Source organism: Alkalicoccus saliphilus, from assembly GCF_003044065.1.
In the GTDB taxonomy this organism is placed as follows: domain Bacteria; phylum Bacillota; class Bacilli; order Bacillales; family Salisediminibacteriaceae; genus Alkalicoccus; species Alkalicoccus saliphilus.
This window is the reverse complement of record NZ_PZJJ01000024.1, coordinates 17920-34810: the sequence shown is the minus strand read 5'-3', so window position 1 is coordinate 34810 and position 16891 is coordinate 17920. Positions and strand designations below refer to the sequence as shown.

Genomic DNA, 16891 nt, shown 5'->3' with positions numbered 1-16891 from the left:
AAATGGGCAATCAGCAAATCGTACAGAAACTATGGAACTTATGTAACGTCCTACGTGATGATGGGATTACGTATCACCAATATGTGACGGAATTAACGTATTTATTATTTTTAAAGATGATGAAGGAAACGGATAATGAAGGATCTATTCCGGAAGAATACCGTTGGGATTCCTTAATTAACATTCACGGTCTAGAATTAAAAACCCATTATCAGAAGCTACTTATCGATTTAGGGAACGAAAACAATGATGTGATCAGTCAAATCTATACCAATGCTCAAACCAATATTGATGAACCGAAGAACCTCGAGAAAATCGTTCGTTCCATCGATGCACTGGATTGGTACAGCGCAAAAGAAGAGGGACTAGGCGATTTATATGAAGGATTATTGGAAAAGAACGCGAGTGAGACAAAATCAGGTGCAGGCCAGTATTTCACGCCGCGTGTGTTGATTGATCTGATGGTTAAGCTCGCGAAGCCTCAGGCAGGGGAGCGCTGTAATGACCCGGCAGCAGGGACATTTGGTTTTATGATTGCGGCGGATCGCTATGTACGAGAACAAACAGATGATTACTTCGATTTAGGTGAAAAAGAAGCTGAGTTTCAAAAGAAACAAGCCTTTACAGGAGTGGAACTCGTAAAAGAGACGCATCGTTTAGCGTTAATGAATGCGATGTTACACAATATCCAAGGTGAAATTGTCTTGGGCGACACTTTGTCAGAAATGGGTAAAAACCTGAAGAATTTTGATGTTATTTTAACGAACCCTCCGTTTGGTACAAAGCGAGGTGGGGAGCGCCCGACTCGTGATGACTTAACATTTGCAACCACAAACAAACAATTTAATTTTTTACAACATATTTATAAATCTTTAAAACCTGATGGTAAAGCTAGGGCTTCTGTTGTAGTACCAGATGACATCCTATTTAAAAAGGATGGAAACGGGGTGGAAATTAGAGAAGACTTGATGAATAAGTGTAACTTGCATACAATCCTACGTTTGCCAAACGGGATCTTTTACGCACCAGGGGTGAAAACGAACGTTTTGTTTTTCACTCGTGAGGTAACCGATAGAGAGAATACCAAAGACGTGTGGGTCTATGATCTAAGAACAAATATGCAGAGCTTCGGTAAACGTTCACCTTTAACAGAAAAACACTTCGAAAATTTCATCACTGCCTATGAATCAAAAGACAGAGAGAGTATAAAAGATGATCGATTTAATGTCTTTACTCGAGAAGAGATTCAGAAAAAAGATAACAGTTTAGATATTGGCTTAATTGCAGATGACTCTTTAGCAGCTTACGATGATCTTCCAGATCCAATCGATTCTGCAGAAGAAGCGATTGCCAAATTAAACCAAGCGGTTGGTTTGCTAAATGAGGTGGTAATAGAGCTTCGTGAGGTTGAAGGGGAAAAGGTTGCTACTAAACCAATTAAGGTGAGTAGTAATGAGTAAGAGGTTTGAAAATCAAAAGGCAATGGAAGAATTTTTAGAGGAAGCGTTAGTTCCTGAGGAAGAACAACTTTATGAAATTCCAGAGAATTGGATCTGGACAAAGTTAGGAGAAGTTATAGCAATTAACCCTCCGAAGATGAAGTTAAGTGATATTGATGATAAACAAGTTTGTAGTTTTATTCCAATGGCATCTGTTAGTGAAAAAACAGGTAGAATTGAAGAAATAGAAGAGCGAAACTACGAGAAAGTGAAGAAGGGTTACACCCAGTTTTTTAATGACGATATTTTGTTTGCTAAAATAACACCGTGTATGGAAAATGGGAAAGTAGCAATAGCAGAGAATTTATCAAATGGATTCGGTTATGGTTCAACTGAGTTTTATGTCTTTAGAACTAAAAAGCCTATTACTAAAAAGTTTGTTTATTATTTTGTTCGTTCAGATTATTTTAGAAATCATGCTAAAGGTAATATGACTGGTGCTGTAGGACAACAACGAGTGCCAAAGAAGTATTTAGAATTGTACCCTATTGCATTACCTCCAATAAAAGAACAAAAAAGAATTACTGACAAAGTGGAACGGCTTTTAAATAAAATTGACGAAGCTAAGCAATTAATAGCAGAAGCAAAGGAAACATTTGAACTTCGAAGAGCAGCGATTTTAGACAAGGCTTTTCGTGGGAATTTGACTGCCAAGTGGAGAAGAGATAATACAAGTAGTGAAGCCGAAATCAATGGCATAACTAATACATTTAACCAAAGTAAAGCAAAACATTTAGAAAAAAAGAGTGAAGAAAATATAGAGGGACCTTACGATATTCCAAGTAGTTGGGAATGGGCAAAGATTGGTGATCTATTTCATGTACAAATTGGAAGTACACCAAGCAGAAAAAAATCAGAGTATTGGGATGGAGAACATCCATGGATTAGTTCTGGAGAGGTACAATTTAATGAAATTAATCATTCTAAAGAAAAGGTAACTAAAGTCGGCATAAAAGAATCAAGATTGAAAATAGCTCCAAAAGGTTCTATTTTATTTGCAATGATTGGTGAAGGTAAAACCAGAGGACAAGTTGCTAAGTTAAATATAGATGCTTATCATAATCAAAATATTGCATCTATATGGGTTTCTGAAACATCTATTGAAAGTTCTTTTGTTTACTATTGGTTACTATTCCAGTATCTTCACAATCGTCAAAATAGTTCTGGAAACAATCAGCCAGCTTATAACAAATCAAGGGTACAAGCATTGTTAATTCCAATTCCTCCTCTAGAAGAGCAGCATATTATTTCGGAATATATTGTAAATATGATTGGAAAAGATAATAATGCTTTACTCCAAATTAACACTGACAATGAGATAAGCAAATTAAAAGAATCGATTTTGTCGAAAGCCTTTAAAGGAGAATTTGGTACGAATAACCCAACAGAAGAAAGTGCAGTTGAATTACTTAAAGAAGTTATACAAATGCCAATAAAGTAGACCAATTTTTCAGTCTATATTTCGTTTAATTTTTATCTCGTTGTCTTTTCCTCCTGCAACGGATATTTTTAACTATTTACAATTAAGAATGAAACAACAGATATATTATATTTTTTGAAATCCTCTTTTTGAATTAGCAAAAGATAGAGAAGAAGTCATCTTACATTAATATTCTCTTCTAAAAAGTAAATATATTTTGTGTATTTATAATATAAAATTACGTAGTTTGGATTTCCCTAATATTCATCAGAACCTTCGTTCTTATCTAGTAAAGCTAAAACAAAGCTGTTGGAGTAATAAGAACTATTACTCCAACAGCGAATGTAACCAAGTTTACTAAAGTTTTGAATGATTATAACTTTTTTATAGGGATCCTTGGTAATCGTCTAAATAATGTGTATAGAAGTCTTGAAGTAACTTATGAGAGTCTATTGGTCCCTCAATATCTCCAGCCTTTATCGATATTTGGTGATTTGTGATATTTTCAGCTATTATTTCTGGGTCAACAATAAGCTTTAAATTGATATAATCATCTTTAGATAACGTATTATGAAAGATAGAAGTATTAATTATTTATAGATCGTAAAAGGTGCAAGGTTAATGATATGTCATTATCTAATCGCTCTTTCAAAAAAGATTTGACCTTTTCATCTTCATGCAGACGCCAATGTTCTATTATTTGGTGTAGATGTGTGATAGTTTTTAGTTCAGCAAGTCGTGCGATCTTGTGTGTTAATTTTGAGATAGAAAAGTTGTCTTCTAAGTAGGTCGCCTAAATTCTTATATTTTAAATACTTTAGGCGACTCATCAAAAAATTTCTCTTAAGAAACATATAGTTAGCATTATAAGGAAGACTTATATAACTGAAGATTAAAAATAAAGATGCGTAGAAAAATCCGCTTGAAAGGGCAGGCAGATTTTTCTACGCATCTTTATACTTACTTTTATTAATAATGTACAGGCCAGTACACTAATTTAACTACTGGTGCGCTACTTTACAAAATATTTCCGTCAGTAAATTTCCTTCCATAATTATTAGAAGAGATCAACATCTAGTAGATGTAAGAACATAAGATAAGAAATAAAACACTTTTTGTCGCTCTTATGAATAGAAGAGAATCAAAAATCTATAGCGTTATCCTGAATTTTTCTGACTTTAAACAACAAACAACCACCTTAATTATAATAATAAATTACTCCGTCGAAAATACCGAATTAATTTGTAGTCTTATATACATTAAGTATCCACTTGACTACAAAGTGGTTTTGGAGTATTCTATAGTTATAAGATGTAAAAAAATATAAGCAAAAAGCGAAATGAGAGGAGGGGGGCTGTGAAAGAATTCAGCAGAAAGTCTATTAGAGGGGTTACGATAAGAGGATTCATTGATTTCTTAGAACAGTGGGATAATAGTTCAGATGTAATTATAAGGTTTAGAGCACACAATAAAAAAATAGCAGAAGGTAATGCTAAATTAAATTGTAAAGCTACACTATCGGATATACATTTCACAGCGTACTACATGATGTATCTTGAAGCTGTATCATATTTAAGATACGAATTTCAATTTTGGGAGATTCCTACCCATGTTTTCAATAAGGAGTTTGATGATAAGATATTTAAAGGCAATAGGATAATTAAATTCTTTAATTTTCTGAAGTTTAAGAATGTTTATTTGAGATCACAAGCAGACTGGATTGAAAGTAATGATTTTGGGAAAACTTATTTACACGCTCAAAACGATGGAATTGCTTTAGCGATTAGTCACATAGAAATGCAGACGAAATCTTTTTTTAGAATATCAAAAGAGGAGATGGTTTAATGAATAATCAATTGGAAGTAATAAATGGAGTTTCACCGGTTTTTAGAGAGCTAGTAAGAGAAAAACCTATTTTATCTTTAGCCATGATGGGTATAACAGTGGGGGGAATTATAGCTTGTGCAGCTTACACTAAACAACCAGTAAATATTTCTTGGGGAGAATTTAGTATCAAATTTAACTGAATAAAGAAAAAAGGGGCTGTCTCAAAAGCCCTTTCTGAAACAAAAAAAGCGGTGCCGGATGTGTCCGGTACCGTTTTTTTGGAATGAAAAGAGAAAAAGACAAAAACACAGCGGAAAGCCGAGCGGCCTCCGGCCACTTTCAGGAGGTTGTGGGCTGCGGCAAGCAGCCCGACCTCCAGGGTGACCTTCTCGAGGCCGCGGAGGTGAAAGCGGCGGAACGACCGATTGCCCTTGATCTGCCCGAACACGCTTTCGACCTCGACTTTTCGTTTCGCGTAGGTCGCTGCGCCTTCAGGAGACCAAAGGAAGGCTCTGGCTTTGGCTTTTTCTTCCTCGTAAGTAGGGTTCCAGAACACCTGCCGGTTTCCCTCCGCTTTCGTACAGAAGGCTTTGATCGGACAATCCGAACAGTCCTCGCTTTCGTAGCGTTTGAAATCCCGGCGGTAGCCGGTGGCATCGGTCCGGCTGGTGTAACCCCGGAACGTGACCCGCCGGTTGTTCGGACAGAGGAACCAGTCGTTCGTTTCGTCGTAGTCCCAGTTCTGGATCTTGTCGATCCGTTTCGTAAACGAGGGTTTCATTTCGGCAGCCAGGGTGTTATAAGGAATCAAAAACGGGTGCTCTGCCTGGAGGGGCGCCTCCTCCAGGAGATACGTATAATTTGGCTCACTGCCATAGCCGGCATCCGCCGCGAGCTGCCCGGGAAACGGCAGGGACCGGGAACGGAGAAGCTCCAGGTGCGGGATCAGACAGCGGGTATCGGTCGGGCGCTGATGCACGGAATACCCGAGCACAAACTGGTTTTCCGTGCCCATCTGCACGTTGTAGCCCGGTTTCAGCTGGCCGTTTTCCATATGATCTTCCTTCAGGCGCATAAACGTGGCATCGGGATCGGTTTTGGAAAAACTGTTCCGGTCGCCGAAGGTGGCGAGCTGGCTTTCATACCGTTCCAGCCGCGGCAGGTAGTCGCGGGTGAGAGTCCGGTGGATTTTTCGTACGTGCTGAAAAACCGTCCGTTTTTCTTTTCGGACCAGCCGGTCCGGTTCCTCCTTCCATTCTGCTTCCGCCTGGTGCATCTCGTGTTCCACGGCCTCGGCGGCTTCCCGGATTTTCTGCGGGGACACGCGCTCCGGGGTTTCCCCGGCCTCGGAGGCATCGGCTTCGATAGTGGCTTCAATGTGGGCAAGGAGGCCGGTCAGTTTCTCCTGGAGCCGGGCTTCGTGTTTTTCGACCGATTTACGCCAGACGAACGTATATCGGTTGGCGTTCGCTTCGATTTTGGTCCCGTCGAGAAAATAGGTGTCCATCGAGATATACTGTTCGTCCAGCAGCAGTTCGACGAGGCGGGTGAACAGCGGCGTAATGATGTCCTGCATCCGTTCCGAACGGAACCGGTTGATCGTGCGGAAATCCGGTTCCTGCCGGGCGGCCAGCCACATCATCGGGAGATTCTCCCGGAGAGACCGGGCGATCTGCCGGCAGGAATACCACTTCTGCGTATAGGCGTAGAGCACGATTTTGGTCATCATTTTCGGATGATAGGCCGGGCGTCCGCCGCCTTCGTACGGGGCGAAGAAGAGGTCGTTGTCCACCGCCTCCACAAAGGTGTGGATCACCCGGGCCACGTGATCGTCCGGGATCAAATCGCTGAAATCCATAGGCAGGACCAGCTGTCCCATGGTATACTCTTGGAAAGTAGCCGTTTGGCTGCTCATAAAAATCACCTCCTGGTGGTGTTGGTTTTGTCGCTTACACACAGGTTCGGCGATTTTTTTCTTTTTCCTTCTATTAAATTTCTTCTATACATAAAAAAAGGGGCTGTCCCGTCGATCATATATCGACTTATGGGACAGCCCCTTTTTACTCTATTTTTATGATATACATGTACCTTTACATGTTTCTCTGTTAATAGAATACTGGTGATAATCTAAAAGGTTGGCAATTTGTAAAAAATATTTGAAGTTACTACACATAAGTGCAAAGTTATTTGGTAGTTCATCACAGTATTTTAAATGGTTGAACCAAAAAACAAAGCGCTGTTCTCCTATATATAAGAAGTCAGTCCGTTCTGGATAAACATACCTCGCAACTTCTTTTTTCCATTTTCATTATAGTGATAACACAATATTAGAAATGTTTTTAGATTAGATCGGTCAATCGACTAGTGCCCCAAAGTAATGATCGCTCTTTCTAGAAAGAGGTGACTTGATGTCAAATGGATATTTGTTTTTAATTTAATCTCAACAGAAAAAACTTCTGCGAAGGATTCTCTACAATGATTTGGCATAATTTCCGCTATTTTGTATGTTATTGATTATAGATATAAGCGTTCTCATAAATAGTTTTCAAATTTTTGTATCGAATTTTAACTGTTTTAGTCTCATCTTCTTCAAGTTTCTTTAAACGGTCTATAGTGTTTTTTTCTCCTATGATATTAACTTGGTCCCCAATAAAAGTTATTAAATTGAATTTAAAGCGATAATTAAATATTCTAATATGATCCCCATTTTCTATGCAAAGATGTAATTTCTCAGGAGCAGTTTCTCCGTACTGACGTATAAGTTCAAGTTCCTGAACTCCTTTTTTTACTTCTTCATATTTAAATTCAATACGAATATGGTCTTGAGATTCAGTGGATTTCAAAAGTATATGTTTAACACTAGAATAGACTCTTAAGACATTTAAAAAATCTTCATTTGTAAAATTAAAGGGATTAGGTAGTACAAAATTAATATTGAAATGCTCCTCAATGGTCCTTAGTCTACGAAGAAATATCAAGGAAGAAGGTTTAGTATCATCTAGTACAACTTCTTCACCTTGATATGTGAAAGTAGAAATACTTCCAGTGTTGATATCTTCGATACAGACATTTTTTTTCAACTGGTTATTGAAATGCTCAAAGCTTACTATACTAAGCCAAGCTGACACTGAATCTCTATGTTCTTCTCTAATTCTCATGTCAAAGTTTACACCTGTATGTTCCCTATTATCATTACAGATAATAAGATCCATAGAAAAATTCACTAAACATTCTCTATGAGAGATATTGTCATAGGTATAAATTATTGTATTGTTTGGTTCCTGATAATCTGTAGGAGTAATTAATGTGTATCTTAATATATCTACATTTTCTTCGTTTATTTTACTGAATATTTTAATAGGTATTGGCTGAGGAGATTCTGTTGATGAAATCAAGACTGAGACATCAGAATCTTCATTTACTACATAGGTTCTTATAATTTCACCATCATATATTTCATTCATTTCTGCTGCTTTTACTTCGATAGGTTTCTTGGAAAAATAAATTTTCTTTTTTAGCTCTTTCAAAGAATTTACTTCAGTTTCGGGCAATTTAAATATACCTTTAACAGAAAAGTATTCTTCTCCTTTTCTAGTGATTGGGACACTTATTAATTGATTGCTAGTGGGTGTTAAGGGTCTATATTCTAAATGAGGATAATGAGAATGAGATTCATGAATAAGCTTAATGGCATCTTGAGAAATTTCTAACGCTTCTTGTGTCTTGCCTTTCTTTAATAAATTTCTAATCTGCGCCCGCGGATCGCTATAGATGTTATTACTTTGATCGATAGTCACAAATTTTGCTTTTATATCCCTGATTATATTTCTATTAAATCGGATCAAATCCCCCCCTCCTCTTTACTTATTTTCTTTATCCTCACTATTATTTGATTGATTTATAGTAACATTCTCACCGGAAACATTGCTGATATTATTGCGGTTACTTCTTATTTTTATTTTAATGATTATTTTTTTTACAATATAAACACTAAAAGCAACAGTAATAGTTAAGGTAAGTAAGGTGGAGAAAAAATTATCGAAAAATATATTCATTTAATACCCTCCTCTTTATTTACAGTAATATCATACTGTATATATTAGACTGTTAAAGTACAACTTAAATGATAAGTTGGTTAAATTGGTGCCCTACAGCTTTTATGCTTAAATAATCGAATGTTCTTCTAACAAATTTCATAACCTCAGATTTCTTTTTTTCTGGGATGCGCTTCTTACTTTTTTCTGAACTTCGATACTTTCCGCCTGGCTCGCAACCTTTGTGCTTTATCATGAATTCGTGCTTCCATTTGTTTTGTCAATGTCGTATCAATTTCTAAAGAAACAATTTCCTCTTCCTGCAAGGTGATACGAAGCCAACTTCCAGAAGTAGCTTGCATCGGTAACTGCTGGAGTGACACATCAAGCTGCTTTCCTTCTTCTTCTATTAAAATCACCGCTGTTTGTCTGTCGACAATTCGATCAATAACACCAACGACCTCTCTAGAATTATGGGACACACGCGACACCCTCTTCTTTGATTTCCGCGATTCTCGCCTCGCCAATACCGTTAATTCTGGTCATATCTTGAATAGAAGTAAAAGGTCGGAGACTAGTAATTTGCTCCGCCCGATCCGGTCCAATCTGATGAATGCGCTGCAATTCTTCGACCGAGGCCGTATTGATGTCTACGCATCCTTCCGATGCTTCACTGGAAGCAGGTTCTTCTGTATCATTCCCCGTTTGATTAGTATTGGAGGCTGACTCCGAAGAGTTATTTTCGGTCTCTTCTTCATTGGAAGGGTCGGAGGAAGTCGCAGCATTGTTCGAATCCGAAGCAGTCTCATTGCTTGCATTCGTCCCATTATCGCTTTCTGCAGTGACTGTGCCTTCCTGTTGCGTTTCCACGGTATAACCGTTCCCATCAGTAGTCACAATGATATTTCCATGAATGTCTGTGCCGTATAAATCCACACCTGCACCTTTCACTCGATCCACGACTTCTTGGTGGGGATGGCCATAACTATTGCCGGATCCAACAGAATAAATAGCCGTGCTGGGATTGACCGCCTCCAAGAAATCCGGCGTGGTAGAAGTACGGGAGCCGTGATGCCCTAATTGAAAAATATCCACATTGATATCCAGGCCTGTCTGCAGCATCCGCTGCTCCGCAGTGTCCTCAGCGTCACCCGTGAAAAGGAAAGACACATCGCCATAATCAAATCGTACAGAAACCGATCCGTCATGCAGATCTCCGTTTAAAGAATCTGGATTGACTACTAATAGTTCCAGGGGTCCTGCCTGGAACTCCTCACCCGTACGAGGCTCTACGTAATCCACCTCATGCCTTTCCACCGCATCTATCACCCGTTCAAACGTTTGGGAGGTGGTGGTATCTCCAGACATCCAAATTTCGTCCATAGTGATACCAGCTTCCAAGATTTGATCTACGCCGCCAATATGATCGGCGTGGGGATGAGAAGTAATGACTAGGTCCAGTTCTTCAATGCCTTCGTTGGTTAAATAATTCACGGCATGAGATTGGTTCCAATCCCCCGTATCATATAAAATGTGGAAGTCGTCGCCTTCGTAGCTATAGGAGAAAAGGGTAGCATCTGCTTGGCCGACATCAATGAAATGAACAGCCATTTCTTCCAGCTCCCCCGTAGGAAGAACGGTGTTTGTATCTTCACCTTCATTCTCTTCTAGGGAATGATTATTTTCCTCGCTGTTTGTTTGCTGATCGTTATTCTCTTCAAGAGAATTATCTACCTCATTATTGTCTGCTTGTTGTTCATTGTGCTCTTCGTAAGCGCTCTCTTCGTTATTATTGTTTAATTGTTGGATGTTGTTCTCCGTGTTTTCATGATTTACTGACTCTACAGGGTTTTCTTCCTCAACAAGTTCATTTTCTGCTTCGTTACTTTCATGGACATTCGTGTTATTATCCATATCATTGGCTGAGTTTGCACTTGTGTCTACATCTGCCCCGCAACCCGCCAATAGCAACAACAAGGCCAAAAGAGGGGAAGTTAACAGGCTCTTTTTCATATTATGATCACCCTTTCGAATTGAGCCTTAATTATCTTAATACAAGGTTATTTATTACTTTAGTATATAACAGAATATGCCATCTTCCTATTAAAGTAAAATTCACCCACACTTTAATGTATTCAAGGACACAAATACAAAAAAGAATCTCATTATTTTTTCTCACAACAAATTTTGATCGCCTTCTAAATCAAGAAGATAACATCCAATTATCAGAATATTATTGACAATGAAAGCGCATACTTGTATATTTGTATACAATTATACAAATAAAGAGGACGAGGGGGTGGTAAGTATTTATGATTAGAAAGATTTCATCACCACGAAGAAATATAAAAGACCTTGCGTATGAATCATTGAAAGAAGCTATTATTTCAGGGGAATTAACACCCGACAAATCAATTACTGAAGAGGAATTAGCCAATAGCCTTGGAATCAGTAGAACACCTTTACGAGAAGCTATTAATTTATTGATAAACGATGGTTTGATCTTAAAGAGAAATAGTCGACTTAAAGTAGCGCCTCTTACTAAACAAGAATTAAATAATTTATTTTCTATTAGAGAAGCACTGGAAGTAATGGCTACTCGACAGGCCACTAAAAATGTAGACCAGGATTTTATTAGTAGGTTACGCAAAATCATGAATAAGATGAAACATGCGGAAGACATAGAAGACACAGAAGAAGTAGTCAAGCTGGGCAGTTACTTTCATGAAGAAATTATTAAGCAAGCGAACAATCCACTTTTAGAAGACATGCTGAAGAGTGTGTTAGAGAAGATTAAAAGGTATCGCCACATTGGAGTTAGCAATATCAGTAAACGATCTCAAAATGCTGTCGAGGAGCACTTTGAGATTTTACAAGCCATAGAAAATCAGGAAGTACAAGAGGCGGAAACTATAATGAGGAAACACATTGCCTCTAGTCACGAAACTATCGCATTAAGTAAAAAAATAAAAGGAGATGAGAATTTTGAAAAAATTTAAGAGATCGGCTTTGACTGTCGGAACTTCTACTTTACTAATTACTTTAGCGGCTTGTGGAACTAACAATGAAGCTGATACTGAAGCAGGAAATAATGGAGGATCTGATAATAGTGAAGAAAATGAAGAAGTAGCAGAAGATTATCCCCATGATCCAGTGACGTTTGTGGTGCCATTTGATGCTGGGGGTAGTGTGGATGGTATGGCTCGAGGAGTAGCTAATCACCTTGATGAAACACTAGATACTACTATTAACATTGACAATCGTCCGGGAGCCTCTGCGCAAATAGGAGCCTCACACTTTATTAACGCTCCTGACGATGGGTCGACGTACTTTGCAGGAACACAACTATATCTAAGCGCTAATATTGTACTACAAGATGCTGATTTTGATATTGAAGATTTTTCTATGGTTAATTTTGAACAGTTCGATCCTGTAACCATTACAGTTCATGAAAATTCTCCTTATGAAACTTTCGAGGATTTACTAGAAGATATTGAAAATAATCCTGGAGAAATAAGCTACACGACTATTTACGGAGGTCCCCTTCATTTAACAGGAGTATTACTTGAAGATTATCTAGATGTAGACCTTAATCCTGTCTTTTACGATGGGGGTGGTGAGATGCGAAATGCCCTCTTAGGGGAGCATGTTGACTTTATGATAGGAAATGCAAACGGAGATAAAGCAGTCGAAGATAATGTGCGAGTTCTTGCTGTAGCTGATGATGACATGGAAGAATTATGGCCAGATGCTCCTCCCATTAATGATGTTTTACAAGATAACTATGATGTAGAGATTCCTTATGTTGGTTCAGCTAGATTCATTGCTGCTCACACTTCATTTAAAGAAGAGAATCCAGAATTGTTCGACCAATTCGTAAATGCATATGAAGAAATGTTTAATAGTGAAGAATATCAAGCTTATCTTGAAGAATCTGGAGCAGATGCTGTTAGTGAATTCAGAGGTCCTGAAGAAAGCGACGAAATGAACCTTGAGCTGCATGAGTTAATGCTTGAATATCAAGACGAACTAGCAGAAGACGAAGATCAGCAATAAATTCATAGAACAGAAGGGGAAGTATACTATCTCCTTCTGTTCACCTTTGAGGTGAAATCAATGACTCATACTAGGCCAAAGATGCAACTTGTTCATCGAATGCTTTTACCTACTGCGATTTTTATATTTATTACTCTTTATTTTTTGGAAGTGCAAGGTTTGAATGACTCAAGAGATCGAATGCTTATCACTCCTATTTACTGGGTGATGACGTTAATGTATCCTATAATTCTTTTTCAGGAATGGGAAAAATGGAAAAGTGTAGAAAATGAAAAAGTAGACGAATCTAAGGTTGAAAATGATGAGCAAGTAGAAGTAGATGAGGGAAGCGAAGTAGACGCTCCTCTTACTAAAAAAGTTCTATCCTTTATGCTTAGTATTTTCTTCTATCTATTGCTTGTTGAGCAGGTAGGCTTTGTAATAATCACATTAATCTTTATACCGACACTTATGTGGCTCTTAGGTACTAAAAATTGGAAATTACTTATTATTATGCCAATCACAGTCACTGCTCTCCTTTATTTGTTATTTGTTACTTGGCTAGGAATTCCTCTACCTGAGGGTATTCTCGAATAAAAGAAGGTGTTTTAAATGATAGATTGGCAATCACTTGGTCAAGGAATTTCAATGCTAATGAGCCTAGAGGTTTTCTTTTTAATGTTAGTTGGATTAGCTTTAGGAGTTGTGTTAGCAGCTATTCCTGGTTTTACAGGTTCACTGGGCATTGCAATCATGCTACCCTTAACTTTTGGGATGGATCCACTCCCATCTTTAGTATTTTTATTATCAATTTATACCGGGGGACTTTATGGAGGAGCTATTACAGCTATTTTGCTAAACACTCCAGGTTCTCCTGCTGCAGTAGCAACCTCACTTGATGGTTATCCTATGACCAAGAAGGGATACGCAGGGAAAGCTTTGGGTATTGCCGTAGGTGCATCCTCGATAGGAGGATTCATCGGAATTGCAGTACTCTTAGTAATAATCCAGCCTTTAGCCTCCTTTGCTCTTCGATTTGGTCCTACGGAAATGTTTATGGTTGCTGTTTTTGGTCTTACCATTATTGCGGCTTTAAAAGGAAATAGCTTCATCAAAACACTATACGCTGGTTTATTAGGTATACTTATTGGAACAATAGGTATGACTAGTTCTGGGGCAGTAAGAGGAACCTTTGGTATGTCTGAACTACTTGATGGTATACCTATTATTCCAGCCCTAATTGGGTTATTTGCTGTTTCGGAGCTGTTCTTTCTAGTTGAAAAAGGATATGTCGCTAAACAACAAGTGAAAGAGAGAAATTCTCTTCAAGTTATACATGGTATTAAGCGTGCTATAAAATATCCATTTAATATTCTTCGATCAAGTGCTATAGGTGTCTTTATTGGAGCATTGCCAGCAGCAGGTTCCACTATTGCTAGCTTGGTTAGTTATAATGAAGCAAAACGAGCTTCCAAAGATCCTTCTTCTTTTGGAAAAGGGAACGAAGAGGGTATTGTTGCTGGTGAAGCAGCTAATAACTCTTCTGAGGGTGGAGCGTTAGCAACCATGTTAGTTCTAGGTATACCAGGGAGTGCTTCTGCAGCCATGCTTTTAGGAGCTATCATCATGCAAGGATGGACTCCAGGGCCACGCCTTTTTATAGACCATAGTGATGTGCTCTATGGAGTTATATTTTCAGAATTGATACAAGAGATCCTTTTGATTTTTGTTGGTGGAGCTATAGCTGTAGTAGCTGGACGAATTGTTCAAGTACCAACTAGGGTGTTAATACCTACTATTATTGTTTTTGCTTTAGTCGGTTCCTTCGCTGTACGTAACTTGATGTTCGATGCAGTACTAGTGTTTTTGTTTGGGTTACTAGGCTGGTATTTGAGAAAGAATGCTTACCCAACTATTGCGGTTGTATTAGGTTTGATCCTTGGACCTCTAGCTGATAGAGAGCTCTTGCGAAGTTATCAACTGTATGGAGACGAAACTTTTTTAATGTTTTTCCAACGTCCCATCACTTTAATTCTTATAGCAATTACTATTCTAGGAGCTGTAACACCGTTTCTACTTGAGAGAAAGAAAAAGAAAAAAGAAAGGTTGGAATAAATTATGAATAGAAATCAGCAATTACATGATTTATTGACTAATAGCAATAAAATACTAGTAGCCCCTGGAGCAGCTAATGCTCTAACGGCTCATCTTGTTGAAGAAGCAGGCTTCCCTGCTGTTTACGTCACAGGGGCAGGTTTATCAAATAACGTGCTTGGAGTAGCTGATGTAGGACTCATTTCTTTCAAAGAAGTGCTCGATCAAGTGAAGTACATTTGCGATGCAGTAGAAATTCCAGTTATTGCTGATGGAGATACCGGATTTGGCAACGCTATTAACTTGGTAAGAACTGTTCGTGAATTTGAAAAAGCCGGAGTTTCAGCTATACAATTAGAAGATCAAATAACCCCTAAAAAGTGTGGTCACTTTACGGGTAAGCAAATTGTATCCACAGAAGAAATGGTAAATAAAATCAAAGCAGCTGTTGATACTAGGGTGGATAATAACTTTAAAATTATTGCTAGAACCGATGCTAGAGCAATAGACGGTATTGATGCTGCCATTGAAAGAGCCCAACAGTATATTGAAGCAGGGGCCGACATAACTTTTGTAGAGGCACCACAAACAGAAGAAGAAATGGAGAAAATAACTAAATCTTTATCAAATACCCCTCAAATCGCAAATATGGTAGAACATGGTATGACACCTCTGAAGACTAACGATGAATTAGAAAATCTAGGATATCGTGTCGTACTTTATGCTAACTTCCTTCAAAGACGAGCAGTAAAAGCTATGCAAGAGGCCCTTGTTTCTCTAAAAGAGCATAATACTACCCAACATATGCTTGATGACATCATTACAATGAAAGAACGTAATAGGCTCACTCACTTAGAAAAAATTAAAGAAATGGAAGAAAAGTATCTTAAATTGAATCAATGATTCTTATAGAAGTTATTTTATTCCTCAGTATAGCTTTATTAGGCGGAGTTCTTGGCAGATTAGCCAGAATACCTATCGGGTCAGTTATAGGGGCTATGCTACTTGTTGGAATTATTCAGGTTTCGGAGATATTTAGCTTTACCAATATGGGATGGTTAACTTTCGTAGTTCAGGTTTTGATCGGAATTATGTTAGGAGTTTCTTTTCTTTCTGTAAATAAAAGCGTCATAAAAAGAATAAGTGTCGGTTTAATCATTAGTTTAATCGGGATTATTCTAATGATCATATTGATAGGAAGTATTATTAGTGTAAGCTCTTCTCTGGACTTTAAATTAGCTATTTTGTCTTCAGCTCCGGGAGCCGTAGTAGAGATGGCTACTATAGCAACAGCTTTAGATTTAGATTCCCCGACAGTAGTACTTATTCATTTGTTTCGAGTTGTTATTATTATGGCCATCTTTCCGATCCTTATAAAATCATTGAATCGAGTAATCTCGGAGGGAGCTAGAAACAAAAAATGAAGTACTTATTGCTTGTATTAATAGGGAGCTTGGGGGGAATAATTGGTTTTACGACAGGACATCCTATTGGACCTTTGTTAGGATCTTTATTATTTGTAAGTAGTTATCAATTGTTCACAAAAAGCCTTCCATTGCTTCCTTTAAACATTAAGCGAATCATTCAAGCAATTATTGGTGGAAGTATTGGGTTAGCTTTTACAGTGGAAACAGTGCAACAATTTCCGTCTCTATTACTTCCAATCTTTTTAATACCTTTTCTACAACTGGTTGCTACCGTTCTAATAGCTTTTTGTTTGTATAAGTGGGTAAAAATAGATCCAATTACAGCACTATGTGGAACAGCACCTGCTGGCATGAGTGAAATGGCTATTATTTCAGAACAATACAATGCAAATATCTCTATTGTCGCAACTCTGCATTTGTTTCGGATTCTTTTTATTGTTAGTGCTATACCTATTATCCTGTCTGTTTTATAAGTAAGAGGAAATATTTAAACAATACAACTTAGAAACTCAATTTAAAAATAAAAAGGGCTGTCCTGTCGATCATGTCGATGGG

General features: G+C 38.0%; 16 protein-coding genes. 11 read left to right on the top strand and 5 right to left on the bottom strand.

Annotated elements, in window-relative coordinates; genetic code table 11:
* Nucleotides 1-2: 2 nt before the first annotated feature.
* The 4 genes from C6Y45_RS13030 (at nucleotide 3) to C6Y45_RS17215 (ending at nucleotide 4946) form a co-directional block, all read left to right on the top strand.
* On the top strand, nucleotides 3-1460 hold the full coding sequence (locus tag C6Y45_RS13030; RefSeq protein ID WP_107585668.1) for a class I SAM-dependent DNA methyltransferase: 1458 nt from the start codon (nucleotides 3-5) through the stop codon (nucleotides 1458-1460).
* Entirely contained in the window at nucleotides 1453-2940 is a 1488-nt protein-coding gene (locus C6Y45_RS13025) for a restriction endonuclease subunit S (RefSeq protein WP_107585667.1), read from the top strand. Before C6Y45_RS13030 ends, C6Y45_RS13025 begins: the two co-directional genes overlap by 8 nt.
* Before the next feature lie 1335 nt (nucleotides 2941-4275).
* The gene (locus C6Y45_RS13020) at nucleotides 4276-4764 is read left to right on the top strand and encodes a hypothetical protein (RefSeq protein ID WP_107585666.1); all 489 of its coding nucleotides are present in this window, start codon (nucleotides 4276-4278) and stop codon (nucleotides 4762-4764) included.
* Complete coding sequence (locus tag C6Y45_RS17215) at nucleotides 4764-4946, top strand: DUF485 domain-containing protein (RefSeq protein WP_146159183.1); 183 nt, start codon at nucleotides 4764-4766, stop codon at nucleotides 4944-4946. Before C6Y45_RS13020 ends, C6Y45_RS17215 begins: the two co-directional genes overlap by 1 nt.
* Here C6Y45_RS17215 and C6Y45_RS13015 read toward each other — a convergent pair.
* The 5 genes from C6Y45_RS13015 to C6Y45_RS12995 all read right to left on the bottom strand — a co-directional run bounded on the left by C6Y45_RS13015 (nucleotide 4889) and on the right by C6Y45_RS12995 (nucleotide 10793).
* A complete protein-coding gene (locus C6Y45_RS13015) occupies nucleotides 4889-6661 on the bottom strand; it encodes an IS1182 family transposase (RefSeq protein WP_245922657.1) in 1773 nt (590 codons plus the stop codon). The two genes, C6Y45_RS17215 and C6Y45_RS13015, sit on opposite strands and share 58 nt — an antisense overlap.
* Nucleotides 6662-7253: 592 nt before the next feature.
* A complete protein-coding gene (locus tag C6Y45_RS13010; RefSeq protein WP_107585665.1) occupies nucleotides 7254-8591 on the bottom strand; it encodes an acetyl-CoA carboxylase biotin carboxylase subunit family protein in 1338 nt (445 codons plus the stop codon).
* A 15-nt stretch (nucleotides 8592-8606) separates the two neighbouring features.
* Entirely contained in the window at nucleotides 8607-8801 is a 195-nt protein-coding gene (locus C6Y45_RS13005; protein WP_107585664.1) for a hypothetical protein, read from the bottom strand.
* Between the two features lie 176 nt (nucleotides 8802-8977).
* Complete coding sequence (locus C6Y45_RS13000) at nucleotides 8978-9262, bottom strand: DUF3006 domain-containing protein (RefSeq protein WP_160058370.1); 285 nt, start codon at nucleotides 9260-9262, stop codon at nucleotides 8978-8980.
* On the bottom strand, nucleotides 9252-10793 hold the full coding sequence (locus C6Y45_RS12995; protein ID WP_245922656.1) for an MBL fold metallo-hydrolase: 1542 nt from the start codon (nucleotides 10791-10793) through the stop codon (nucleotides 9252-9254). The genes C6Y45_RS13000 and C6Y45_RS12995 overlap by 11 nt, the downstream gene beginning before the upstream one ends.
* Before the next feature lie 299 nt (nucleotides 10794-11092).
* Between C6Y45_RS12995 and C6Y45_RS12990 the strand changes: the two genes are divergently transcribed.
* Genes C6Y45_RS12990 through C6Y45_RS12960 form a run of 7 tightly spaced genes read left to right on the top strand, consistent with a single transcriptional unit; the run spans nucleotide 11093 to nucleotide 16809 of the window.
* Nucleotides 11093-11779 (top strand): GntR family transcriptional regulator, encoded by a 687-nt coding sequence (locus C6Y45_RS12990; RefSeq protein WP_107585662.1) that lies wholly within the window; start codon nucleotides 11093-11095, stop codon nucleotides 11777-11779.
* A complete protein-coding gene (locus tag C6Y45_RS12985; protein WP_160058368.1) occupies nucleotides 11766-12836 on the top strand; it encodes a Bug family tripartite tricarboxylate transporter substrate binding protein in 1071 nt (356 codons plus the stop codon). The genes C6Y45_RS12990 and C6Y45_RS12985 overlap by 14 nt, the downstream gene beginning before the upstream one ends.
* Before the next feature lie 60 nt (nucleotides 12837-12896).
* Nucleotides 12897-13412 (top strand): tripartite tricarboxylate transporter TctB family protein, encoded by a 516-nt coding sequence (locus C6Y45_RS12980; protein WP_107585660.1) that lies wholly within the window; start codon nucleotides 12897-12899, stop codon nucleotides 13410-13412.
* Nucleotides 13413-13427: 15 nt separating this feature from the next.
* A complete protein-coding gene (locus C6Y45_RS12975) occupies nucleotides 13428-14930 on the top strand; it encodes a tripartite tricarboxylate transporter permease (RefSeq protein WP_107585659.1) in 1503 nt (500 codons plus the stop codon).
* 3 nt (nucleotides 14931-14933) lie between these two features.
* On the top strand, nucleotides 14934-15812 hold the full coding sequence (locus C6Y45_RS12970; RefSeq protein ID WP_107585658.1) for an isocitrate lyase/PEP mutase family protein: 879 nt from the start codon (nucleotides 14934-14936) through the stop codon (nucleotides 15810-15812).
* Nucleotides 15809-16333, top strand: a complete 525-nt coding sequence (locus C6Y45_RS12965; RefSeq protein WP_107585657.1) for an AbrB family transcriptional regulator — start codon at nucleotides 15809-15811, stop codon at nucleotides 16331-16333. Before C6Y45_RS12970 ends, C6Y45_RS12965 begins: the two co-directional genes overlap by 4 nt.
* Complete coding sequence (locus tag C6Y45_RS12960; RefSeq protein WP_107585656.1) at nucleotides 16330-16809, top strand: AbrB family transcriptional regulator; 480 nt, start codon at nucleotides 16330-16332, stop codon at nucleotides 16807-16809. Before C6Y45_RS12965 ends, C6Y45_RS12960 begins: the two co-directional genes overlap by 4 nt.
* Nucleotides 16810-16891 lie beyond the last annotated feature (82 nt).

Excerpts from the sequence above, each read along its gene's own strand:
- C6Y45_RS13030 (WP_107585668.1), top strand. The coding sequence starts at position 3 with ATGGGCAATCAGCAAATCGTACAGAAACTATGGAACTTATGTAACGTC.
- C6Y45_RS13025 (WP_107585667.1), top strand. The coding sequence starts at position 1,453 with ATGAGTAAGAGGTTTGAAAATCAAAAGGCAATGGAAGAATTTTTAGAG.
- C6Y45_RS17215 (WP_146159183.1), top strand. The coding sequence starts at position 4,764 with ATGAATAATCAATTGGAAGTAATAAATGGAGTTTCACCGGTTTTTAGA.
- C6Y45_RS13015 (WP_245922657.1), bottom strand. The coding sequence starts at position 6,661 with ATGAGCAGCCAAACGGCTACTTTCCAAGAGTATACCATGGGACAGCTG.
- C6Y45_RS13005 (WP_107585664.1), bottom strand. The coding sequence starts at position 8,801 with ATGAATATATTTTTCGATAATTTTTTCTCCACCTTACTTACCTTAACT.
- C6Y45_RS12995 (WP_245922656.1), bottom strand. The coding sequence starts at position 10,793 with ATGAAAAAGAGCCTGTTAACTTCCCCTCTTTTGGCCTTGTTGTTGCTA.
- C6Y45_RS12990 (WP_107585662.1), top strand. The coding sequence starts at position 11,093 with ATGATTAGAAAGATTTCATCACCACGAAGAAATATAAAAGACCTTGCG.
- C6Y45_RS12980 (WP_107585660.1), top strand. The coding sequence starts at position 12,897 with ATGACTCATACTAGGCCAAAGATGCAACTTGTTCATCGAATGCTTTTA.
- C6Y45_RS12975 (WP_107585659.1), top strand. The coding sequence starts at position 13,428 with ATGATAGATTGGCAATCACTTGGTCAAGGAATTTCAATGCTAATGAGC.
- C6Y45_RS12970 (WP_107585658.1), top strand. The coding sequence starts at position 14,934 with ATGAATAGAAATCAGCAATTACATGATTTATTGACTAATAGCAATAAA.
- C6Y45_RS12965 (WP_107585657.1), top strand. The coding sequence starts at position 15,809 with ATGATTCTTATAGAAGTTATTTTATTCCTCAGTATAGCTTTATTAGGC.
- C6Y45_RS12960 (WP_107585656.1), top strand. The coding sequence starts at position 16,330 with ATGAAGTACTTATTGCTTGTATTAATAGGGAGCTTGGGGGGAATAATT.